This is a genomic window from Priestia aryabhattai (assembly GCF_023715685.1).
GTDB lineage: Bacteria > Bacillota > Bacilli > Bacillales > Bacillaceae_H > Priestia > Priestia aryabhattai_B.
In genome coordinates this window covers 453,354-473,327 of sequence record NZ_JAMBOQ010000001.1, presented here as the reverse complement: position 1 = coordinate 473,327, position 19,974 = coordinate 453,354, and the positions used below count along the sequence as shown (strand labels likewise).

General features: G+C 37.4%; 19 protein-coding genes and 1 riboswitch. Of the genes, 15 read left to right on the top strand and 4 right to left on the bottom strand.

The genetic code is table 11. The features are described 5' to 3' along the window. Positions 1–7 precede the first annotated feature (7 nt). The 4 genes from glnA to M3225_RS02450 all read left to right on the top strand — a co-directional run bounded on the left by glnA (position 8) and on the right by M3225_RS02450 (position 6,509). Complete coding sequence (gene glnA, locus M3225_RS02465) at positions 8–1,342, top strand: type I glutamate--ammonia ligase (protein WP_251390909.1); 1,335 nt, start codon at positions 8–10, stop codon at positions 1,340–1,342. 732 nt (positions 1,343–2,074) lie between these two features. Beyond that, positions 2,075–3,103, top strand: a complete 1,029-nt coding sequence (locus tag M3225_RS02460) for an N-acetylmuramoyl-L-alanine amidase (protein ID WP_251390907.1) — start codon at positions 2,075–2,077, stop codon at positions 3,101–3,103. Between the two features lie 191 nt (positions 3,104–3,294). After that, positions 3,295–3,435: riboswitch (cyclic di-AMP (ydaO/yuaA leader) on the top strand. Positions 3,436–3,595: 160 nt separating this feature from the next. Next, positions 3,596–5,422: an APC family permease gene (locus M3225_RS02455; RefSeq protein WP_251390905.1), complete on the top strand. Its 1,827-nt coding sequence runs from the start codon at positions 3,596–3,598 to the stop codon at positions 5,420–5,422. A gap of 109 nt (positions 5,423–5,531) precedes the next feature. Next, on the top strand, positions 5,532–6,509 hold the full coding sequence (locus tag M3225_RS02450) for a cation diffusion facilitator family transporter (RefSeq protein ID WP_251390903.1): 978 nt from the start codon (positions 5,532–5,534) through the stop codon (positions 6,507–6,509). Positions 6,510–6,577: 68 nt separating this feature from the next. Here M3225_RS02450 and M3225_RS02445 read toward each other — a convergent pair whose 3' ends face one another. Continuing rightward, positions 6,578–8,023, bottom strand: a complete 1,446-nt coding sequence (locus tag M3225_RS02445) for a hypothetical protein (RefSeq protein WP_251390902.1) — start codon at positions 8,021–8,023, stop codon at positions 6,578–6,580. A 211-nt stretch (positions 8,024–8,234) separates the two neighbouring features. Further along, complete coding sequence (gene lexA / locus M3225_RS02440; protein ID WP_251390900.1) at positions 8,235–8,852, bottom strand: transcriptional repressor LexA; 618 nt, start codon at positions 8,850–8,852, stop codon at positions 8,235–8,237. Between the two features lie 146 nt (positions 8,853–8,998). On the opposite strand from lexA, the gene yneA reads away from it, so the two are divergent. From yneA to M3225_RS02400, 8 genes are all read left to right on the top strand, one after another. After that, on the top strand, positions 8,999–9,328 hold the full coding sequence (gene yneA / locus M3225_RS02435; protein ID WP_251390898.1) for a cell division suppressor protein YneA: 330 nt from the start codon (positions 8,999–9,001) through the stop codon (positions 9,326–9,328). A 53-nt stretch (positions 9,329–9,381) separates the two neighbouring features. After that, a complete protein-coding gene (locus M3225_RS02430) occupies positions 9,382–10,050 on the top strand; it encodes a YneB family resolvase-like protein (protein ID WP_251391844.1) in 669 nt (222 codons plus the stop codon). 69 nt (positions 10,051–10,119) lie between these two features. Further along, positions 10,120–10,350 (top strand): DUF896 domain-containing protein, encoded by a 231-nt coding sequence (locus tag M3225_RS02425; protein ID WP_251390896.1) that lies wholly within the window; start codon positions 10,120–10,122, stop codon positions 10,348–10,350. A 167-nt stretch (positions 10,351–10,517) separates the two neighbouring features. Next, positions 10,518–12,524, top strand: a complete 2,007-nt coding sequence (gene tkt / locus M3225_RS02420; RefSeq protein WP_013058774.1) for a transketolase — start codon at positions 10,518–10,520, stop codon at positions 12,522–12,524. A 149-nt stretch (positions 12,525–12,673) separates the two neighbouring features. Beyond that, positions 12,674–13,114: a sporulation inhibitor of replication protein SirA gene (gene sirA, locus M3225_RS02415; RefSeq protein WP_251390894.1), complete on the top strand. Its 441-nt coding sequence runs from the start codon at positions 12,674–12,676 to the stop codon at positions 13,112–13,114. A 90-nt stretch (positions 13,115–13,204) separates the two neighbouring features. Further along, positions 13,205–13,417, top strand: coding sequence for a YneF family protein (locus M3225_RS02410; protein ID WP_013058772.1), 213 nt, complete (start codon positions 13,205–13,207; stop codon positions 13,415–13,417). Between the two features lie 90 nt (positions 13,418–13,507). Continuing rightward, positions 13,508–15,271 carry an ABC transporter transmembrane domain-containing protein gene (locus tag M3225_RS02405; RefSeq protein ID WP_251390892.1) on the top strand — a complete coding sequence of 588 codons (1,764 nt, stop codon included), beginning with the start codon at positions 13,508–13,510 and terminating at the stop codon, positions 15,269–15,271. Further along, complete coding sequence (locus M3225_RS02400; protein ID WP_251390890.1) at positions 15,261–17,066, top strand: ABC transporter ATP-binding protein; 1,806 nt, start codon at positions 15,261–15,263, stop codon at positions 17,064–17,066. Before M3225_RS02405 ends, M3225_RS02400 begins: the two co-directional genes overlap by 11 nt. 21 nt (positions 17,067–17,087) lie before the next feature. Here the strand turns inward: M3225_RS02400 and M3225_RS02395 are convergent, their stop codons facing one another. Then, a complete protein-coding gene (locus tag M3225_RS02395; RefSeq protein ID WP_251390888.1) occupies positions 17,088–17,264 on the bottom strand; it encodes an aspartyl-phosphate phosphatase Spo0E family protein in 177 nt (58 codons plus the stop codon). Between the two features lie 140 nt (positions 17,265–17,404). On the opposite strand from M3225_RS02395, the gene M3225_RS02390 reads away from it, so the two are divergent. The 3 genes from M3225_RS02390 to M3225_RS02380 all read left to right on the top strand — a co-directional run bounded on the left by M3225_RS02390 (position 17,405) and on the right by M3225_RS02380 (position 19,477). After that, positions 17,405–18,112 (top strand): cytochrome c biogenesis CcdA family protein, encoded by a 708-nt coding sequence (locus M3225_RS02390; protein WP_251390886.1) that lies wholly within the window; start codon positions 17,405–17,407, stop codon positions 18,110–18,112. Between the two features lie 211 nt (positions 18,113–18,323). After that, entirely contained in the window at positions 18,324–18,881 is a 558-nt protein-coding gene (locus M3225_RS02385) for a DUF2179 domain-containing protein (protein WP_251390884.1), read from the top strand. A gap of 104 nt (positions 18,882–18,985) precedes the next feature. Further along, on the top strand, positions 18,986–19,477 hold the full coding sequence (locus M3225_RS02380; RefSeq protein ID WP_251390882.1) for a CcdC family protein: 492 nt from the start codon (positions 18,986–18,988) through the stop codon (positions 19,475–19,477). 32 nt (positions 19,478–19,509) lie between these two features. Here the strand turns inward: M3225_RS02380 and M3225_RS02375 are convergent, their stop codons facing one another. Beyond that, positions 19,510–19,935, bottom strand: a complete 426-nt coding sequence (locus M3225_RS02375; protein ID WP_251390879.1) for a DUF2621 domain-containing protein — start codon at positions 19,933–19,935, stop codon at positions 19,510–19,512. Between the last annotated feature and the right edge of the window lie 39 nt (positions 19,936–19,974).

Here is a 19,974-nt window from a genome sequence, read left to right as displayed (position 1 = left end):
TCACACGATGGCAAAGTACACAAAAGAAGATATTTTCCGCAAAGTTCAAGAAGAGAATGTAAAATATATTCGTCTTCAGTTCACTGACATTTTAGGAACAATCAAAAACGTTGAAATTCCAGTAAGCCAATTAGAAAAAGCGTTAGACAACAAAATGATGTTTGACGGTTCTTCTATTGAAGGGTTTGTACGTATTGAAGAATCAGATATGTACCTATTCCCGGACATTGACACATTTGTTATTTTCCCTTGGACATCTGAAAAAGGTAAAGTAGCACGTTTTATTTGTGACATCTACAATGCAGATAGAACTCCGTTTGATGGAGATCCACGTAATAACTTAAAACGTGTGTTAAAAGAGATGGAAGAGTTAGGGTTTACTGATTTCAATCTTGGACCTGAGCCAGAGTTCTTCTTATTCAAATTAGACGAAAAAGGCGAACCTACATTAGAACTAAATGATAAAGGTGGCTACTTCGACTTAGCGCCAACTGACCTTGGTGAAAACTGCCGTCGTGACATCGTATTAGAGCTTGAAGAAATGGGCTTTGAAATTGAAGCATCTCACCATGAGGTAGCTCCTGGACAACACGAGATCGACTTCAAATATGCTTCTGCATTAAGAGCTTGTGATGATATCCAAACGTTCAAACTTGTTGTAAAAACAATTGCACGTAAACATGGTTTACACGCTACATTTATGCCAAAACCACTATTTGGTGTGAATGGTTCAGGCATGCACTGTAACGTTTCATTATTTAAAAATGGTCAAAACGCATTTTATGATGAAAACGGTAATTTAGAGCTAAGTGATACGGCTCGCCAATTTATCGCAGGTATCATCAAGCACGCACATAGCTTTACAGCAGTAACAAACCCTACTGTCAACTCTTATAAGCGTCTAGTACCTGGATATGAGGCTCCTTGTTATGTTGCATGGTCTGCACGCAACCGTAGCCCATTAATCCGTATCCCAGCTTCTCGTGGCGTAGGAACTCGTGTTGAGGTACGTAGCGTAGACCCAGCTGCTAACCCATACTTAGCAATGGCTGTTCTGTTAAAAGCTGGTTTAGATGGAATCAAGAACAATCTTGAAGCTCCAAAACCTATCGATCGTAATATCTATGTAATGACAAAAGAAGAGCGTGTTGAAGAAGGTATCGTAGATTTACCTGCAACACTAGCTCAAGCTTTAGATAGCTTCCAATCAAACGAAGTTATGGTTGCTGCTTTAGGTGAACACTTAGCAGAGCATTTCGTTGAAGCGAAAGAAATCGAATGGGATATGTTCCGTACACAAGTTCATCCTTGGGAACGTGACCAATATATGAGCCAATATTAATTTTTAAAAGTCTGAGAGATCGTTTATACATTCTCTCAGACTTTTTTATTTTTCAAAATGAATGACATTCTGCATAAGTAAATTGAATATATAGCTTGTTTATAATAAAGCTGCCTGTCGTACAATTTACGGTGGGCTTTTTTATTGTTTCGTTACATACAAGAAAGAATTGGTTTACATAAATCAAAACGGATGAGCTTTTTGTCTCATTGAATCTATAAGTAAAAGTAGTGTATAACAGATAGTGAGATTGTTTATGTGTTCACTCTGCACTGTATTTCAGTATAACTTCAGAGAATTTTCAGCTAATCATAGTATCGTTAGAAAATACTGTTGGAGAGGGATGGAATAAAAATGAAAGAAGGAAATTTCTTTAAAGGTTTAGTGATAGGAATATTGATAAGCATTCCAATTTGGATTATTCTCATTGTCATAGGTGTACTGCTTTTTAAATAGACCCTACCGTTATCATAATAGAATAGACAAAACTTCCCTCTTAGTGTATACTTTAAATGAAAATGATAATTATTATCATTTAATCAACGAATCAACACTCTGCATATAGCTGTCACTCCTTGAGAGCTATCCCTATTCAATATTCTGTCTATAAAGCAGAATACCCGCTGCCTTTGAACAGCGGGCCTTTTTTTAGTAATTTTCTACTTAGTAGGCTAGTATACGTAGCACTTTTTGCCCTCACGCATATGTTAACAATAAGGAGGAACAAGTAATATGAAAAAAATCTATCTTGATGCAGGACATGGTGGGGCAGATACAGGAGCAGTTGGAGCGAACGGACTATATGAAAAAAACTTAGTTTTAAAAATTCAACAATATTTAATAAGCTATTTAAATAGCACTTACAGTGACTTTACGATTAAAACCACCCGTACCACAGATACTTTTTTATCTTTATCTCAGCGCGCTTCTCAAGCTAATTCGTGGGGAGCAGATGCATTTATGTCTATTCACGTAAATGCTGGTGGAGGAACAGGTTACGAAGATTATGTTTATCGAAGCGCTAGCAATGCTAGTAAAACGTTTCAATCAATTGTACACGGCCAAGTACAGCCAACGCTGCTGTCGTATAATCATCCGAATCGCGGACGAAAATCAGCCAATTATGCGGTGCTTCGCTTAACAAATATGCCTGCAGTACTCACTGAAATTGCATTTATTGATAACAGGACAGATGCAGCACTTCTTCAAAATGCAGCATTTTTAAAAAGCATGGGTGAATCGTATGCAAAAGGAATTGCCGTATATTTAAATTTACCTCGTCGTGCAGTTCCAACACCAACACCAATTCCAAACCCTTCACCTTCTGAACCGAGTACAAAAACGTATACGATCAAGCAAGGAGATACGCTGTACAGTATTGCACAGAAGTACGGAATAACAGTACAAGCGCTTCAAGAAGCGAATACAGGGCTTTCTGATCCTTTAACACTACAAGTTGGAAAAACGATTGTTATTCCTTCCGGAACTTCACCAACTCCATCACCAACACCACCTTCTGAACAATATCCACTTCCAAATGGAATTTTAAAACAAGGTGATTCTGGAGAAGCTGTGAAACAGCTTCAGAGAGCATTAAACGCGGTTAATTTTAAAGTAGGGTCAGTAGACGGAATATATGGAGTTCAAACGAAAGATGCAGTAAGACGTTTTCAGCTTGTGTATCTCCCTTATGATGTAGATGGCATTTATGGTCTTCAAACGAAAAACAAGCTAGCAACCGTTCTAAAAGCAAAAAGTTAAAGTGAGAAGGTCTTCTGTAAGCAGTCAGAAGGCCTTTTATTTTCCTGTTAAAAGCGCCTTAAGCACTATTTTATTGTTTACGTAAAATAATGCTTTACAAACCAATTGTACGGGAGTATATTATCTAAGAATAAAGGATAGTTATGAAAGAAACATGTTATCAATCATACCCTTTAACCAAAAATTATATTGGCCTGTGATCGCTTAATTCGTCAGAAGTGGGGGACCCAAATTTGTGCATTGTCACTTGGGGTGAATCCTTTTTAAAAGGTAGGGCTACTCTCATAGCCCGAATCCGACAGCTAACCCCATAAGCGTTTTGGAGAGGAGGTTTAAGCTGTGTAAAAACGCTGAGAACCCTTAGTGTTTTTTTTGTGCGCTTTTTTAACATAAAAAGGTATTTTTTAGGGACAATACCATTTATTATTGAACTTGTAACGGAGCTTAGCAACAAATAGCAATGTAGCTAAGCGATTATCGGAGGGAAATTACGTGAACTATTCAGTTCTCAAAAGATTATTGATTGGAAAGCCGCTTAAAACAAAAGAGTTAGGCGATCAAAAGCTTAGTAAGCTTAAAGCGCTGGCTATTTTATCATCAGATGCCTTATCTTCAGTAGCGTATGGAACAGAACAGATTTTAATTGTACTTGCAACAGTCGGAGTCCTTGCCTATTGGTATTCGATTCCAATTGCGCTTGGGGTATTGGTGCTGCTGACGGCTTTAATTCTTTCATATCGTCAAATTATTTATGCATATCCTCAAGGCGGAGGAGCTTATATTGTTTCTAAAACCAATTTAGGAGAAAATCCTGGGCTTATCGCTGGGGGATCACTGTTAGTAGATTATATTTTAACAGTTGCTGTGAGCGTCTCAGCAGGAACGGATGCTTTAACTTCGGCTTTTCCAGCGCTGCATCATTATAACGTAGTAATTGCGTGTTTGCTGGTGATTTTTATTACCGTCTTAAATTTACGAGGTGTAACAGAATCCGCTTCTGTATTAGCTTATCCGGTTTATTTATTTGTTATTGCTCTTATTTTGTTAATAGCGGTGGGCTTCTTTAAAATAGCGACAGGTCAAGTTTCACCTGAGCTTCATACATCCCTTGGTACAGTGGTGCCAGGTATTAGTTTATTTTTATTATTAAAAGCTTTTTCGTCAGGCTGTTCGGCATTGACAGGTGTAGAAGCTATTTCAAATGCGGTGCCTAACTTTAAAGAGCCAGGTGCAAAAAATGCTGTTCATACATTAATGCTGATGGGCGGTATTCTAGCCGTTTTATTTTCTGGAATCACGTTTTTAGCTTATTGGCTTGGAATTTCTCCAAAAGCAGATGAAACTGTTGTATCACAAATTGCATCGAGTGTGTTTGGAAGAAATGGATTTTATTATTTTATTCAAGGCACAACAGCTCTAATCCTAGTGCTAGCGGCAAATACGGGCTTTTCAGCTTTCCCTTTGCTGGCTGTAAACTTATCGTCTGATAAATACATGCCAAGAATGTTTCAAATTCGTGGCGATCGACTAGGCTATTCAAATGGAATTGTGACGCTTGGAATTGCTTCTATTGTCTTAATTGTAGCTTTTAAAGGAGCGACGGAACAATTAATTCCTCTTTATGCAGTTGGGGTGTTCATTCCATTTACGCTTTCTCAAACAGGCATGATTGTCAAATGGCTTAGAGAAAAGCCGGCCGGCTGGCAAGGAAAGCTAACCATCAACTTAATTGGTGCGCTCATTACATTAACTGTATTAATTATTTTGTTTACAACGAAGTTTTCACAAGTATGGTCCGTGCTAGTTTTCTTGCCGATTATTGTCTATATTTTTCATCGAATTCATACGCATTATGAATCGGTAGGAGAGCAGCTTCGTATTAAACAAGGAGAAAAGATTGGAAAGCTTGAAGGAAGTGTGGTCATTGTTCCTGTAGCAGGAATGACAAAGGTAGTAGAAAATTCATTAAATTATGCAAGAACGATTGGCGATACCGTTATTGCGGTGCATGTGGCTTTTGACCGAGAAAGCGAAAAGAGAATGGAAGAGAAGTGGGAGAAGTGGCAGCCTGATATTCGTATTGTTACGTTTCATTCTCAATACCGCAGCCTAGTGCGGCCGTTGTTTCGATTCATCGATATGGCTGAAGAAAAAGCCCGGGAAAATAATATGGCCATTACGGTCGTTATTCCACAATTCATTACAAAAAAAAGTTGGCAAAATATCCTTCACAATCAGTCCAGTCTGCTGTTAAAAGCACATTTGCTTTACCGTAAAAATGTAATTGTTACAACTGTACCGTACCGTTTTAGAAAATAATGAAACATGACTAAAAACCTCCAACTTGTATGTTGGAGGTTTTTAATTTTTAAATTCACATACACTAACCGTAATAGAATCTCATCAAAGGCGCAAACGGAGGGATTGCATGAGTGAATTGATTAAATTGTTGCGAAAAGGAAATAAATCGGCCATTATGGCCGCTGTAGTTAATACCATTATCTCCATTATTAAAGGAATTGCTTTCACTTTAACAGGGAATGTAGCAATGTTTGCTGAAACGATGCACAGCTTAGGAGATGCAGCTAATCAGTTTTTTGTCTTTATAGGTTCGGCATTAAGTAAAAAAGCCCCGTCCAAACGATTTCCAAACGGTTTCGGCCGATTGGTTAATCTCGTTCTATTAGGAGCGGTTCTTGTAGTAGGAATTATGGCGTTTGAAACGATTAAAGAAGGCTATCAGCATATCCTTCATCCGACCAAGTCTTCAGGCTTTATTTTAAATATTGCAGTACTTGGCATCTCGGTATTGCTTGAGATGTTTGTCCTATTTAAGGCAATGAAAGAAATTTTGCACGATGTCGGGATGAATACCGCCGAGGTCAATGTTTTTACACAAAGCTTTGTTCATTTAAAGAAAGCAAAGCCAGCAACCAAGCTTGTTTTTATGGAAGATCTTGTGGCTACTGGAGGAGGCGTGCTGGCATTAATTGCGGTTTTTATTTCACGGTTTACACCTTTTCATCAGGCTGAAGGAATTGCTTCTATTTTAATTGGTCTTATGATGTTTTTTGTAGTAGGACGAGTATTTTTAGATAACGCTGCTGGAGCGCTTGGCGAAGCAGATAAAGAAATGGAAATCAAAATTGGCGCAATTGTGATGCAAGATGTACAAGTGCGTGATATTCAAACATTAATGGTGATGAAAGAAGGAGAAGCGCTTCACGTTGAATTAAAAGTAGAAATTGATCCTTCTTTAACAGTGGCAGAAGCTGATGATATTAAAGATCGGCTGGAAAATCGTATTTTACAGGAAAAAGGAGTAACGGATGTCATTATTGAATTTGATGAAGATGATGGAATTCCTGACTGGGTGCCAAGTGACTTACAGCTTCAAAAAGAATAAAAAGAAGGAAGAAAACAGTTGTTTTCTTCCTTCTTTTTTAATTATGTATTTTCTGATGAGAACAGCTTTTATGTTTTAAATCGATCTTTTAATAAATTCCATAGTGAACTCACTCCGAGACTAATGCTGATCAGAATTCCTGATAGAGCTACTATTAAAGCGATATATTCAAAGATAGAAAAGTGCTTTATACTATCCCAATTGATGTTTCCCTTTAGGTTGCTAATAACTAAATTCATTCCGTAAATACCAGAAAGAACGGTATAAATCGTTAAAATTAATAATAAGTAATTGTGACGCTTGGCCGCAATTTTCTCTTGATTTTGATACAAAGTACCAAGGGTTTCTTTGACTTCTTGATAAAGAGAATTGATGTGAAAGATTTTCTTAAACAGCACAGAAAACTCTTGACCTTCTGTGCGAGAGCTGATTTCTAAAAATAAATATTTACCTGAAAACACGGTAATAGAGCGGATTAGTCGTTCAATGCCCTCTGAATCTTTATGAAACGTAAGCTGAGAATACTCATAAGATAGTTTTAACAGCACGATTTTATAGAAAAAATGTAAAAATAAATTATAGTAATGTTGGCCAAATAGATGATTCATTAAAAGCTGATCTGTTTTAGAGTCTGTCGATTTAGAAATACACGAAAACACATGGTCTGTTATGACGTAATAGGTTTCAGGAGCCCATCTTGAATACACGTGTTTGGTATTATACGTTTTAATATACTCATGATTGTGTGCAGAGATAAACGGTTTCCCGTGAGGTGTATAGCTATTTAGCTGTCCCGTACGAAATAAAGTTGCGGAGTTAATCTCTTGCTCTTGATTTACCGTTACATAACTTAATACAAACATCCGTTCATCGATAAAATAAGGAAGGCTCCCGATGTGCTTTTCACGTTTGGCTTCTTTTTTGATGTGTTCGTTCAAAAATGGTGCGAGCTGTGAAAAAATATAATCTTGTACTTTGCTATAGTGATGATGTTCATAGGTAATGGTGGATCCATACTCTTCAGCAAGCTTCGGTTCTAATACACGAAAATGATTCATGAATTCTAAAATATCATCATAGGTGTAATGATTATGGCTCATCTCAGTGCGAATGGTCATGACGCCAATTTCAAAAGGACATAAAAAAACATCTACAGATAGCACGTTGCTAGACACGGTGGTGGAGGAAGTGTGTAACGTAACGGTATGGTCTATTTTTTTTGAAAATCGAAACAACCCTTCTTTTTCGCACGAATCAGGAAATAGAATACATTCAATGTAAGGAAGAAAATATTGATCCAAGCTATCATGAGATACGTAATATTGTTCTCCGTAGTATTCTTTTTCTAAATGTTTATTTTGAATGGAAAAAAACTCGAACAAATTTGCTTCCAGTGCATGAACAAGCTGCTCTTTATTTTTTCGATCAAAAGAAAAAGGGAAAAGAAACATGTTCATTGCTTTAGTAGGCATAATGGTTTGAAATGGTTCTGTTTTCCTTGGTGTATTGGTCATAAACTACATCCTTCTGATGGTCGGTTGTATTTCCTTTTAGAAGTCGAGGAAGTGCAGATAGAGAGTAAAAGTTACAATGAGTTTTAGAAAAACTGTTCTACCTGCTTGCAATGATTCAACGTATCATTTATAATATGCCAATTTTTTTAGAAAACAAACGTAAAAAAACCAACTAACATCATGATTAGTTGGTTTTACATACAGTGTGTTATTAGTGAATCGTGCGATATACACCAGTTACTTTTCCTAAAATCGTTACGTGGCGAAGAATAATAGGCGCCATCGTTGAATTTTCAGGCTGTAAACGAACAAAATTTTCTTCTTTAAAGAAACGTTTGACCGTTGCTTCATTATCTTCGGTCATAGCCACCACAATATCTCCATTGTTAGCTGTTTGCTGCTGACGTACGATTACCATATCGCCATCTAGAATACCTGCTTCAATCATACTTTCTCCCATAATTTCAAGCATAAATACATGATCATCTGGAGAGACGAATTTATCTGGAAGAGGGAAATATTCTTCCACATTTTCAATGGCTGTTATAGGAAGACCCGCTGTTACTTTACCGATAACAGGAACATTAATGACATTGCTTTTAGGGATGTTTACTTCGTCTAGTTGAAGAACTTCAATTGCTCTTGGTTTTGTTGGATCTCTGCGAATTAACCCTTTGCTTTCCAAACGAGCTAAATGCCCGTGTACAGTGGAGCTAGAGGCTAATCCTACTGCTTCCCCAATCTCACGAACAGAAGGCGGATAACCTTTTAATTTTACTTCGTGCTTAATAAAATCTAGTATGTCTTGTTGACGTTTTGATAGCTTCATATTTTTCACCTCGATTTTAGCTATTCTTTAGGTGAATTATACCACGTGATGTGTCAATATACAAACATAAGTTCGAAGAATTCCATTGACAGAAACAAATGTTCTCAATAAAATAAGAACATATATTCTGATAGGGGGATCATAATATGCAACAATTCTTACATTCTATGAAACATTACGCTATTTTTTTTGCAGTTATCGCTGTACTTACATATGTATTGACGCTGGTTTTAGGAGCAGATAAAGTAGATTTAGACAAATATTCAACGGTTACTATTACAAAAGGAGATACGCTTTGGGAATTGTCTAACAAGTATCATAATCACCATCATTTGACCGCCAATGAATTTGTCAAATGGGTTGAAGACGTCAATAATTTAAATTCAGATACTGCCCAGTCTTTATCTCCTGGAGATAAATTATATATTCCTGTTTTAAAAAAAGAGTTGCATAATCAAGTGGCAATTGAACAGTAGTGTGTAACGGCCGTTCCTGAATATTGTTAGAAGCCGAAAAGGTCGTGATAAAAGTGGACGCCATTATTTATTGCCGTGTCAGTACGAATAAAAAAACCCAAGAAACATCTTTACAGCGCCAGCAAGAAGAATTAAAAAAGCTTGCTGATCTTCACCATCTAGACGTAAAAAAAGTCGTAATGGAAAAAGCAAGCGGATATGATGTAGACAGAGAGGGTATTTTGGATGTTCTTCATACAATGAAAGAAGAGAAAATATCTGTGCTGCTCATTCAAGATGAAACACGATTAGGCAGAGGAAATGCCCGAATTGCGCTGCTTCATGCTTTTCATAAAGAAAACGCCACGATCTATACGATTAGTCATCAAGGTCAGCTTCAGCTTTCAGAATCTGATTCGATGGTGTTAGATATTATTAGCTTAGTGGAAGAGCATCAGCGGAAATTACATAATGCTAAAATTAAAAGAGGAATGAAAAGAGCCGTAGAAAACGGTTATCGTCCGCAGCAAAATTTAAAAAATCAAGGAGTTAACTCGGGAAGAGAAAAAAAAGAAGCGCCGATTGAAGAAATTGTACGCCTGCGTCATAACGGCTTAACCTTTGCTGAAATTTCAGTTACGCTAAAAGGTTTTGGTTATAATATTTCAAAAGCGACGGTACATCGTCGCTATCAAGAGTATAAAGAGAGTGCTCAATCTCTTGATAAAACGAAAGAGATTTAGTAAGATGACTACATGTTGCCGGAACTGCTCGGTAATTTTAATTATTGATTATAAGGAGATAGGTTTTATATGCTATCAAAAGATAAACTTGCTCGTATTAATGCTCTTTCAAAAAAGGCAAAGACTGAAGGTTTGACAGAATCTGAAGCGAAAGAACAGCAAGAGCTACGTCAGGAATATTTAAAAGTTTTCCGACAATCTATGACAAATCACCTTCATACGATTAAAGTTGTGGACGAAGAAGGTAAAGATGTTACGCCTAAGAAGTTAAAAGAGAGTAAAAAGAAGCGTCTTCACTAAGATGTTCTAGTAAAACTAGAGGGAGTGTTCTCTCTAGTTTTTTGTATATTTTTAATAAGGCGCACAAAAACTGTAAAAGTAGAAATTTTTTTGGTTCAAGTATTGTACAAATAAGCAAATCATTAGTATGATAACATATGTACATAGTTTTGAAAGGAATGAAGAGTATGACACAACGTATTGAAGATCTTTCGATTGCAACAATTCGTACTTTATCAATCGATGCGATTGAAAAAGCAAATTCAGGTCACCCAGGTATGCCAATGGGAGCTGCTCCAATGGCATATACATTGTGGACAAAATTTATGAACATCAATCCAAAGAATCCAAACTGGTTCAACCGTGATCGTTTTGTATTATCAGCAGGACACGGATCAGCACTATTATACAGCTTGCTTCATTTAGCTGGATATGACTTATCAATTGAAGACCTTAAAAACTTCCGTCAATGGGGAAGTAAAACACCAGGCCATCCGGAGTTCGGTCATACAGCAGGTGTTGATGCAACAACTGGCCCACTAGGACAAGGTATTGCAATGGCTGTTGGTAAAGCAATGGCAGAACGTCATTTAGCTGAAACATACAACAAAGAAGGTTTAGAAATTGTAGACCACTTTACGTATGGTATCTGTGGTGACGGAGACTTAATGGAAGGTGTATCTGCTGAAGCAGCTTCATTAGCGGCACACTTAAAATTAGGACGCTTAGTTGTTTTATACGATTCAAATGATATTTCTTTAGACGGAGATTTAGATCGCTCGTTCTCTGAGAACGTAGAAGATCGTTTCAAAGCTTACGGATGGCAAGTAATCCGCGTTGAAGACGGCAATGACTTGACAGCGATTGCAAATGCAATCGAAGAAGCAAAAGGCGATTTAACACGCCCAACGCTAATTGAAGTAAAAACAACAATCGGATTTGGTTCTCCAAACCACGCAGGTACTTCTGGCGTGCACGGTTCTCCGTTAGGTTCCGATGAAACAAAATTAACAAAAGAAGCTTATGCATGGACATTTGAAGAAGATTTCTATGTGCCAGAAGAAGTGTATGCTCACTTCAAAGCTACAATTGCTGAAGATGGCCAAAAGAAAGAAAACGAATGGAACGATGTATTTGCACAGTATAAAGAAAAATATCCTGAACTAGGTCGTCAATTTGAACTAGCAGTAGAAGGAAAGTTACCGGAAGGTTGGGAAGAAACGCTTCCAGCATACGAAACGGGTTCAAGCTTAGCTAGCCGTGCTTCTTCTGGAGAAGTATTAAACGCAGTAGCACAAGCTGTACCTCAATTCTTCGGCGGTTCAGCTGACTTAGCTGGCTCAAATAAAACAATGATTAAAGGTTCAGAAGACTTCACTGCAGCTGATTACAGCGGACGTAATATTTGGTTCGGTGTACGTGAATTTGCAATGGGAGCTGCATTAAATGGTATGGCTCTACACGGCGGTGTAAAAGTATTCGGAGGAACATTCTTTGTATTCTCTGATTATCTTCGCCCAGCAATTCGCTTAGCAGCTTTAATGAAGCTTCCTGTAACATATGTATTTACACATGACAGTATCGCAGTTGGAGAAGACGGCCCAACACATGAGCCAATTGAACAATTGCCTTCACTTCGTGCAATGCCAGGTCTTTCAGTGGTTCGTCCTGCAGATGCAAATGAAACAGCTGCTGCATGGCGCTTAGCATTAGAGTCAACTGACCGCCCAACGGCGCTTGTATTGACTCGTCAAAACTTGCCAACGCTTGAAGGTACAAAAGAAAATGCATACGAAGGCGTGTCTAAAGGTGCATACGTTGTATCTAAAGCTGGTAAAGACCAAGCGGATGCATTAATACTTGCAACAGGCTCTGAAGTAAGCCTAGCAGTAGAAGCACAAAAAGCATTAGCTGCAGAAGGCATTGACGTATCTGTAGTAAGTATGCCTGCATGGGATCGTTTCGAAGAGCAATCTGCTGAGTACAAAGAAAGTGTTATCCCTAAATCAGTGAAAAAACGTTTAGGTATTGAAATGGCTTCTACACTTGGCTGGGAACGCTATGTTGGAGACGAAGGACAAGTTCTTGGTATTAATCACTTCGGTGCATCTGCTCCTGGTGAAACAATCATGAAAGAATTTGGTTTTACAGTTGAAAATGTAGTAGCAAAAGTGAAAAGCTTGCTTAATGCATAATTCTTTTTCATAAGAAAGAGCAGACTCCTGTGGTCTGCTCTTTTTTTTCGACAAAAAAACAAAGAAATTTTTTCATCGATAGACAAGCATTGCGTACACCATTCGGTATAATGGTACAAAAAAGAACGAGCCGAAAGGGAGGATGAATCGTGAGAACGTATGAAGTATATTTAATGGAGGAAGAAGTTGCATCATCCTATTTTCGAAGAGAAAAGCTCATTTATCAGCTGCTGATTGAATATAGAATGAAACGTCACTTGCAAGAAACGCACTTGCAAAAACAAGTGAATTACATTACTCGCCAACTGCCCATTTCATTTATTCAACGAGAACTGCTTCAGGCGTTTTCTCATTATCCTCATTTTTTTACTCATCAAGAGACGTTTGTGCTGGAATATCCTCATAAAAAAAGTCGAGCATCTATAAAATTAACGAATCGCTGTATAACAATTGAAGGAGATGGCAATGTTGATGCTGAGACAGCTTTTTTTGAAGTATTACGCAAGCTAGATCCTTGTTTTTTAGCAGTGAATTATGGAACGGATGAATATGGCTGGCTGAGGCCTGTGAAAACAAGAAAATTTGTGTAATTATTTAAGGAAATTGGAACGGAAATATTGTATAATAGCGTATGGTCTAGTACACTGTAAGTTAGACAACATGAAGGAGGAAGTAATACCATGGGAATGTATATTCTAGTTGGTGTTCTAGCATTAATTGTTGGGATAGCGCTAGGATTTTTCATTGCTCGTAAATATATGATGAGCTATCTGAAGAAAAATCCACCAATTAATGAACAAATGTTAAAAATGATGATGATGCAAATGGGCATGAAACCATCGCAGAAAAAAATTAACCAAATGATGAAAGCAATGAACGGCCAAATTAAATAATGGTTAATTGGACAGACACTCTCTATTCAGAAGGGTGTCTTTTGTTTTATGATAGACATAAGAAAATGGTTGTGGGGCTAGGGGGATACGATGAAAATTTTTCGAGAACTATGGTGGTTTTTTAAACAGGAAAAAAAGTCTTACATAACGGGGGTAGCGTTGCTCATTATTGTGGCAGCATTAGAACTTCTCCCGCCTAAAATTATTGGCTTAACGGTAGATGGTATTAAAGAAGGGACGCTGAATGGAAAGCGCTTAATGCAGATGGTTGGCATTTTGCTAGGAGCTGCTGTTGTGGCCTATTTCACAAGATACATATGGCGTATTATGATATTTGGTTCATCTGTTAAACTAGCCAAGCAGCTGAGAAATACCCTCTACACTCATTTTACCAAGATGAATCAGGCCTTTTATCAGCGGAGGCGAATTGGGGATTTGATGGCGCATGCAACTAACGATATTCAAGCTATTCAACAAACTGCAGGTTCGGGCGTTTTGACACTCGTGGATTCGATTGTCACAGGAGGGCTTGTTCTATGCACAATGGCCCTCACAATCAGCTGGAAATTAACGCTTATTTGCCTTATTCCTATGCCGCTTATGGCCGTTTTAACAAGTTACTATGGTACATTGCTTCATGCGCGGTTTCATCACGCACAAGCAGCATTTTCTACTTTAAATGATAAGGTTCAAGAAAGCATTAGCGGAATTAAAGTCATTAAGACATTTGGGGAAGAAGCAGCTGATGTCGAAGAATTTCGCATTAAGTCTGCAGATGTTGTCCAAAAGAACATGAAAGTAGCACGAGTAGATGCATTGTTTGATCCGACCATTTCGATTATTGTAGCACTTTCTTTTTTACTTGCTCTTATTTTTGGCAGCAAGATGGTTATTAGTGAAGAGTTAACACTCGGGCAGCTTGTTACCTTTACAACTTATTTGGGCCTTCTCATTTGGCCGATGCTGGCGTTTGGCTGGCTATTTAACATTGTGGAACGAGGAAGAGCATCATATGACAGGGTATTTTCTTTATTAAAAGAAGAAAATTCGATTGAAGAAGCAGCGCATCCTAGTGTTGAAATGCCAACAGGAAATATTGAAGCTGTTATTCATAGGTTTTCGTACGTTAAAGAAGACGAATACACGTTAAACGAAATTTATTTTACACTTTCTCGCGGTCAAACGTTAGGTATTGTTGGAAAGACAGGAGCTGGGAAAACCACGCTTTTAAAGCTGTTGCTTCGTGAATTTGATGTAAGCGACGGAGCTGTTTTATGGGGAGGAAAAGACATTAAAGACTATGCTTTTGATTCATTGTACAAAAGCATTGGATATGTTCCTCAAGATCACTTTTTGTTTTCGACAACAGTCGCTGATAATATTGCGTTTGGAAAAAGAGAAGCAAGCAATCAAGAAATCAAAGAAGCGGCTAAACTTGCAAATGTACATAGAGACATCCTTGATTTTACAGATGGCTATCAAACAATAGTAGGTGAAAAAGGCGTTTCGTTATCAGGTGGACAAAAACAGCGTATCTCGATTGCAAGAGCTCTTCTATTAGATCCTGAGCTTTTAATTTTAGACGACTCGCTATCAGCGGTAGATGGTAAAACAGAAGCGGGTATTTTACAAGCGTTGAAGCAAAAACGTCAAAATCGAACAACGATTATTACAGCGCATCGACTGAGCTCGGTTATTCATGCGGACCTGATCCTTGTACTTGATAAAGGGAAAATCATTCAGAGAGGAACTCATGATGAACTGCTTAGCGTCAGCGGGTGGTACCGGGATATGTACGATAGACAGCAGCTTGAACGTGCAGTAGAAGAAGGAGAGACGAAAAATGAAAATTGAGCATTCTTCGGTACATAAACGTCTGTTTCGCTATACAATTCCGCATAAAAAATCATTTTTTTTAGCGTTCACACTATTATTAATTGCTACGGCCGCTGATTTATTAGGCCCCATTTTGATTAAAATTTTTATTGACGATTATTTAACTCCTAAGTATTTGCCTCTCCAGCCTCTTGTGCTGCTTGCAAGCAGTTATTTGTTTTTACAGCTTTTAAAAATTGTCGTTCAATACTTTCAGCTTCTGCACTTTCAAAAAATTGCGTTTCAAATTATTCAGCAGATTCGAATTGACGTTTTTTTCCATGTTCATCGTCTGGCGCTTCGCTTTTTTGACAATACGCCAACGGGAAGCCTAGTATCTCGAATTACAAATGACACGGAAGCCATGAAAGAAATGTTTGTGGAAGTCATCGCGGTTTTTATTCAAAATGGAGTATTTTTAATCGGCATTTTTATAGCCATGTTTATGCTAGATGTGAAGCTAGCTTTTTATTGTTTAGTTCTTCTCCCGTTTATTTGGGGACTTATGAAGCTTTATCAGCATTACAGTGCTATTTACTACGGACAGCTCCGAGAAAAGCTAAGTCAGTTAAATGCCAAGCTTCATGAGTCCTTGCAAGGCATGTCTATTATTCAATTGTTTCGTCAAGAAAAGCGGCTGCGCTCGGAATTTGAAGAAATTAATGATGAGCATTACAAAGCGGGAATGCGCAATATTAAGTTAGATGGTTTGTTGCTGAGGCCGGCAGTCGAAATTCTTTACATTTTAGCTGTTATTCTTGTGCTCAGTTATTTTGGTATTTCCGTAGCTGACAACCCTGTTAAAATTGGTGTTCTTTACGCGTTTATCAACTACTTGGATCGTTTTTTTGAACCTGTTAATGAAATGATGCAGCGTCTTTCTATGTATCAGCAAGCGATGGTATCAGCCTCCCGGGTATTTGATTTGATGGATGAAGAAGAAAAAAATCCAGTGATGACAGGAGAACAAAAGCAAGGGATTCAAAAAGGAACGGTGGAATTCCGAAACGTAACGTTCTCCTATGACGGTGTTCGAGATGTGCTTTCTGATATATCATTTACGGTAAACGAAGGAGAAACAGTGGCTTTAGTAGGACATACTGGAAGCGGAAAAAGCTCCATCATTAATTTGTTAATGCGTTTTTATGAGCAGCAAAAAGGAGACATTTTGATAGATAATAAACCACTATCGTCTTTTTCAAATAAACAGCTTCGAGATGAGGTAGGACTGGTGCTGCAAGATGCCTTTTTATTTGCAGATACCGTGAAGCGAAATATTACTCTGCATGAAGACCATTTTTCTGATGAACAAGTAAAAGAAGCGGCGGAATTTGTGCAAGCTCACGCATTTATCGAAGCTCTTCCTAATAAGTATAATGAAGTGCTAGTGGAAAGAGGTTCAACTTTATCAAGCGGCCAGCGTCAGCTCTTAGCATTTGCAAGAACGGTCATCCGAAATCCTAAAATTCTTATTCTTGATGAAGCAACAGCGCACATTGATACAGAAACAGAAGAAGCGATTCAAGAAGTGTTAAGAGATATGGGAAAAGGCCGCACAACAATTGCTATTGCCCATCGTTTATCGACTATTCAACACGCCGACTGTATTTTAGTATTGCATAAAGGAAAAATCGTCGAAAAAGGGACACATGCTGAACTGCTAAACAAAGGCGGTTTGTACTATAATATGTATCAGCTTCAGCACAGTGAGAAAGAGGAGAATTTTAGCAAAGAAACAGGAGTAAAAGAGATTTATACAGAATTGATAGAGTGAAGGAAAAAAAAGAAACAACCTTCATGAAGAGGTTGTTTCTGTCGTTTGAGCAGGGAATTCATTGTAAATGTTTAATAAATGATCTAATTCTTGACTATGTTTAATAGCAGGTGGAGAGTTTAATCCACTTACTCGGACTATGCGGATGAGTTCTTCTCGTTTCTTTTCAATCGCTAATAGAATATCTTTTTTGGCCAATGCTATGTGTCCCTTCTAACAAGTCGTTTACCTAATTATACAAGATAATGGTACTATTTGAAAGAAGTGAGATAAGACAATTTGGTTACAAAATGGTAACGAAAAAGAACAAAAAGAACAAAAAAAAGGAAGTGGGAAATGTGGGAGATGTAAATCTGTTTTTGTCGTTTGGCGCGGGCTTTTTGTCGTTTATTTCACCTTGCTGTTTGCCTTTGTACCCAGCTTTTTTATCGTACATAACGGGAATATCAGTTAGCGAGTTAAAGGAAGGGGCTAAATCACATCAGCGCAAAGCTTTTATTCACACAGCTTTTTTTCTGCTGGGTTTTTCTATTATTTTCATTATGATTGGCTTTACCACTTCGTTTATTGGTCAGTGGTTTTTTAACTATAGAGATTTAATTCGACAGATTGGAGCCATTCTTATTATTTTCTTTGGTCTAGTCGTATTAGGAATTTTTAAGCCTCGAATTCTTATGCAAGAACACAAGGTTAGATTCGCAAATAAACCGGCTGGTCTCTTTGGCTCCTCTTTTATTGGCATGGCTTTTGCTGCCGGTTGGACTCCGTGTACGGGCCCTATTTTAGTATCGGTTATGGCACTTGCAGCGACAAATCCAAGCTCTGGCCTTTTGTATATGATAACTTATTCACTTGGGTTTTCTATTCCGTTTTTTATTATGACGTTTTTTATTGGGAAAATGAACTGGTTAAAAAAACATATGAATTCCATGATGAAAGTTGGCGGATACGCAATGATTGGAATGGGATTTATCTTGTATTTTGACTGGATGACAAAAATTATTATTTATACAACGAGCGTATTTGGAGGGTTTACAGGCTTCTAAAAAGGGAAAGTGATACAAAAAAGAATCTGGGAATTAGCAGATTCTTTTTTGTTTTTTAAAGACAAAATGTTCACTATAGCTCTTAGGAAATAAGCAAGAATATGATTCGGAAAAATATATAGAAAAAATTTATTTTTACTATATCTTCTATAAATACGGAGTGATACAATGAAATCGTTATATTTTTAATTGTTAAAAAGAGGTGTATAAATTGAAAGATATTTTGTTAATCTTGCTTTTGCAACTGATCTATGTACCGATCTTGACGCTGCGCACAATTTTTTTAGTCAAAGGTATGAGTATGTATGCCTCGGTTTTTGGATTTGTTGAAGCGTTAATTTATGTATTCGGCTTATCCCTTGTATTTTCAGGAGATCAAAGCACGCTTGCTATGGTTGTGTATGCAGTTGGATTTGGAGTAGGAATTATACTTGGAAGTTATATCGAATCTAGGCTTGCTATCGGATATACAACATTCTTAGTTAACCTTATGACCAAAAATGAAGAGTTAATTAACCGCCTTCGACAGGAAGGTTTTGGTGTTACTGTTTACCAAGGAGAAGGAAGAGACAGTGCACGCTATAGATTGGACATTTTAACAAAAAGAAGTAGAGAAGAAGAGCTATTAGCATTCATTGAAGAATATGAGCCTCGTGCTTTCATTATTTCGTACGAGCCGCGTAAATTTAAAGGTGGGTTCTTACTAAAAGCAATGAAAAAGCAAAAACAAAAGCAAAAAGCAAAAGCAGATCTTACCTCTACTAAATAAAAACAGAAGAGATACTCTTCTGTTTTTTTGTTGCACTTTTACTTCTGATGTTTTTTGGATTATAATATAAGTAAACACTAAACTATAGTAAAGGAAGGATTTCATTGGTTATTGCTTCAACACTTGTCGCAATTTTTATGGCTTCTTTCATATTATTTATTCGAATGAAAGCTGCTGATAAACCAACGAATGCAAAAAAAATTATACTTCCGCCTTTTTTTATGAGTACGGGAGCGTTAATGTTTATCTTTCCAATGTTTCGAGTAACGGGTGCAGAACTGCTTGAGGCGTTAATAGCAGGCATGATTTTCTCAATCCTGTTAATTAAAACGTCTAAATTTGAAATTCGTGACGATCATATTTACTTGAAGCGTTCAAAAGCTTTTGCATTCATTATTATTGGTTTGCTTATTATTCGAATTGCAATGAAAATATATTTAAGTTCTTCAATTGATGTTGGCCAGCTTGGCGGTATGTTCTGGATTTTAGCATTTGGTATGATTGTACCTTGGCGTATTGCAATGTACACATCGTACAAAAAGCTTGAACGAAAGCTGCATAATGATCGTCTTGCTAATACAACTATATTAAACTAAAAAAGGTGGCTACGTAGCCACCTTTTTTGAATTTAAAATAAATGCTGATAGGGAACGGCATCTATTTTTTGCTTTTTTAATGTTTTTAATAAAAATTTATGATCACGTTTAGGCGTAGCTAAGATGTATCCACGTACGATTAAGTCTTCTGTTATAGAGGCTGCTTGTTCCTCAAGTGCGAGTTCCCCAATTTTCCCTGCAATTTTTTGTTTGGCTACATCGCGAAATAGTTCAGGTACTGGTTCAACAAGAACGTTTAATAGCTGCTTTTGATCCGCTGACCAAAGGTGGACGGTTTTGGAAAGGTAGTGATCTTGCCAATCAAGCTCAGACATACCGTCTTCTTTTGGTAAGCGCTTTAAAAATTTCCTGAACATAAAAAATCCGCCGATAGCAAACATGCTCATTAAAAAGACAACCCAAAATAAAATAACCCATAAAAACCAGCCCTCTAGCATATTTTTCACTCCTTTATAAAGAGGTTAATCATAACATTA

Coding starts and splice junctions, on each gene's coding strand:
- glnA (WP_251390909.1), top strand. CDS start 8: ATGGCAAAGTACACAAAAGAAGATATTTTCCGCAAAGTTCAAGAAGAG.
- M3225_RS02460 (WP_251390907.1), top strand. CDS start 2,075: ATGAAAAAAATCTATCTTGATGCAGGACATGGTGGGGCAGATACAGGA.
- M3225_RS02450 (WP_251390903.1), top strand. CDS start 5,532: ATGAGTGAATTGATTAAATTGTTGCGAAAAGGAAATAAATCGGCCATT.
- M3225_RS02445 (WP_251390902.1), bottom strand. CDS start 8,023: ATGACCAATACACCAAGGAAAACAGAACCATTTCAAACCATTATGCCT.
- lexA (WP_251390900.1), bottom strand. CDS start 8,852: ATGAAGCTATCAAAACGTCAACAAGACATACTAGATTTTATTAAGCAC.
- yneA (WP_251390898.1), top strand. CDS start 8,999: ATGCAACAATTCTTACATTCTATGAAACATTACGCTATTTTTTTTGCA.
- M3225_RS02425 (WP_251390896.1), top strand. CDS start 10,120: ATGCTATCAAAAGATAAACTTGCTCGTATTAATGCTCTTTCAAAAAAG.
- tkt (WP_013058774.1), top strand. CDS start 10,518: ATGACACAACGTATTGAAGATCTTTCGATTGCAACAATTCGTACTTTA.
- M3225_RS02410 (WP_013058772.1), top strand. CDS start 13,205: ATGGGAATGTATATTCTAGTTGGTGTTCTAGCATTAATTGTTGGGATA.
- M3225_RS02405 (WP_251390892.1), top strand. CDS start 13,508: ATGAAAATTTTTCGAGAACTATGGTGGTTTTTTAAACAGGAAAAAAAG.
- M3225_RS02400 (WP_251390890.1), top strand. CDS start 15,261: ATGAAAATTGAGCATTCTTCGGTACATAAACGTCTGTTTCGCTATACA.
- M3225_RS02375 (WP_251390879.1), bottom strand. CDS start 19,935: ATGCTAGAGGGCTGGTTTTTATGGGTTATTTTATTTTGGGTTGTCTTT.